We start from the raw sequence: 1820 nt of genomic DNA, 5'->3' as shown, positions 1-1820 counted from the left end.
GTGCTGGCGCTGATCGGTGAGTCCGGCTCGGGCAAGACCACCATAGGCCTGGCGCTCATGGGCTATGCGCGGCACGGCTGCCGCATCTCCGGAGGCAGCGTGCGTATCGGCGATACCGATGTGCTGGGCCTGTCTGAATCAGAACGGCGCCGCCTGCGCGGCCGCCGTGTCTCTTACATCGCGCAGAGCGCGGCCGCTTCCTTCAATCCGTCGCGCACCATCATGGACCAGGTGGTCGAAACCGCCCACATCCATTCCCTGATGCCGCGCTCCGAGGCCGAGAAAAAAGCCGTGACGCTGTTCCGCGAGCTGGCACTACCGCAGCCCGACAGCATCGGCCAGCGTTACCCGCACCAGGTTTCGGGCGGGCAGTTGCAGCGCCTGATGGCCGCGATGGCGCTGATGAGCGACCCGGACCTGGTGATCYTCGACGAGCCSACSACGGCGCTSGACGTCACSACMCAGRTCGAGGTGYTGCRCGCCTTCCGCCGCGTGGTGCGCGAGCGTCAGACCACGGCGGTCTAYGTCASSCACGACCTGGCGGTGGTGGCSCAGATGGCCGRCCRCATCCTSGTGCTGCGCGACGGCGCCGAGCGCGAGATCGGCACCACGGCGCAGATCATCAACACGCCGAAGGACGACTACACGCGCAGCCTGATCGCCGCGGCCAATCCCAAGGCGCGCAGCGGCGAGACGGTGGCCGAAGGCGCTACGCCGCTGCTGCAGGTGCGCAATCTGGTCGCCGGCTATGGGCCCCTGGACAAGCACGGCCGGCCCGCCTCACCGGTGCTCGACGATGTGAGCCTGACCCTGTACCGCGGCCAGGCGATCGGCGTCATCGGCGAGTCCGGCTCCGGCAAGACCACGCTGGCCCGTGCCGTCGCTGGCCTGATCGGCCCCGCCCGCGGCCAGATCATGTTCGACGGCAAGCCGCTGCCACGCCTGGTGTCGCAGCGCTCGCCCGAGGAGCTGCGCCGCATCCAGATCGTGTTCCAGATGGCGGATACGGCGCTCAATCCTGCGCACACCATTTCCGACATCCTCGCGCGGCCGCTGCAGCTGTACCGCGGCTTGAAGGGCGAGGCCCTGAACAAACGCATCGCGCAGCTGCTCGACCTCGTGCAACTGCCGCAGGCCTGTGCCCGGCGCCTGCCTGCGGGGCTTTCCGGCGGGCAGAAGCAGCGCGTCAACCTGGCGCGCGCGCTGGCCGCCGACCCCGACCTGATCTTGTGCGACGAAGTCACCTCGGCGCTGGACACGGTCGTGGGCGCCGCCATCCTGGACCTGCTGGCTCAGCTGCGCAAGGAGCTCGGGGTCTCGTACATGTTCATCAGCCACGACATGAACACCGTGCGCGCGGTGTGCGACGAGATCGTGGTGCTGTACGCCGGCCAAAAGGTGGAGTCGCTGACCCGGTCGGCTTTCGCGCATGCGCCGCGTCATCCGTATTTCCATTTGCTGGCCAATTCCGTCCCTGAGTTGCGCCCGGGATGGCTCGATGAAGTCGGAGCGGCGCAGCGCGCGGCCCTGCCGCTGGTGCAGGCGCCTGTCGACCGCGCGGGCATCTGCAGCTTCCTGGACCGTTGCCCCCTGCGCGTGGCCGGCGTGTGCGACAGCAAGACGCCGCCGCGGCACGAACTCGAAGGCGGCGTGGAGGTCTTCTGCCACCGCAGCGCCGACGAATTGCTGCAACTGCAGCAGACCCAGGCGCTGCCGCGTGAATGCACGGCCTGATCCGCACTGCCGACCTTGAGAGCGCCGCGTGCATATCGAGATCGGCGTCCTTGGGTGCCATCGGGAATTTTTTCGTTGAACTGAAC

General features: G+C 68.2%; 1 protein-coding gene. It reads left to right on the top strand.

Annotated elements, in window-relative coordinates; all coding sequences use genetic code 11:
* Positions 1-1734, top strand: a 1734-nt coding sequence (locus ACXJKM_RS30055; protein ID WP_457356665.1) for an ABC transporter ATP-binding protein, incomplete at its 5' end; no start/stop codon positions are given.
* Positions 1735-1820 lie beyond the last annotated feature (86 nt).

The organism is Roseateles sp. P5_D6 (genome assembly GCF_054049415.1).
This window is presented reverse-complemented; position numbering and strand designations above follow the sequence as displayed.